Raw genomic sequence first — 1,055 nt, forward strand, 5'->3', positions numbered from 1 at the left:
GACGTTCCTGGTGCCGAACTGGCCAAGGACAGCAACGTCCACGCCAAGGTTGAGACTGAAGACGCCGCTGGTAACCCAGCCAGCGCTGAAGCTGACCGCGGCTACGGTGTAGACACCGCTCTGCCAGAAGCCTCGATCACCATCAACACCATTGCTGGTGACGATGTGATCAACAAGGCCGAGTCCGAGTCCAACGTGACCCTGACGGGTACGGTTGGCAAGGATGTGAAGGCTGGCGATACGGTTACTGTGACCGTGAACGGTAAGGACTACACGACCACTGTTAACGCTGATGGCAAGACCTGGAACGTGGACGTTCCTGGTGCTGAGCTGGCCAAGGACAGCAATGTTCACGCCAAGGTTGAGACCGAAGACGCGGCTGGTAACCCAGCCAGCGCTGAAGCTGACCGCGGCTACGGTGTAGACACCGCTCTGCCAGAAGCCTCGATCACCATCAACACCATTGCTGGTGACGATGTGATCAACAAGGCCGAATCGGAAGGAGATGTCACTGTCTCTGGTACGGTGGGTAAAGACGTCAAGGCTGGTGACACCGTGACCGTGACGGTCAATGGTAAGGACTACACGACCACTGTTAACGCCGATGGCAAGACCTGGAACGTGGACGTTCCTGGTGCTGAACTGGCCAAGGACAGCAATGTTCATGCCAAGGTTGAGACCGAAGACGCCGCTGGTAACCCAGCCAGCGCTGAAGCTGACCGTGGCTACGGCGTAGATACCGATCTGCCTGAAGCCGAGATCGCGATCAACGTGATCGCCGAAGACGACGTAGTCAACAAGGCCGAGTCTGAGTCCGACGTGACCATTACTGGTACCGTGGGTAAAGACGTCAAGGCAGGCGACACCGTCACCGTGACCGTGAACGGCAAGGACTACACCACCACCGTTAACGCCGACGGCAAGACCTGGAACGTGGACGTTCCTGGTGCCGAACTGGCCAAGGACAGCAATGTCCACGCCAAGGTTGAGACCGAAGACGCGGCTGGTAACCCAGCTAGCGCTGAAGCCGACCGTGGCTACGGCGTAGACACCGA

General features: G+C 58.4%; 1 protein-coding gene. It reads left to right on the forward strand.

Annotated elements, in window-relative coordinates; genetic code table 11:
• Positions 1-1,055, forward strand: a 1,055-nt coding sequence (locus OSH09_RS18260) for an Ig-like domain-containing protein (protein WP_266121789.1), incomplete at both ends; no start/stop codon positions are given.

The organism is Alcaligenes parafaecalis (assembly GCF_026344135.1).
GTDB lineage: Bacteria > Pseudomonadota > Gammaproteobacteria > Burkholderiales > Burkholderiaceae_B > Alcaligenes > Alcaligenes parafaecalis.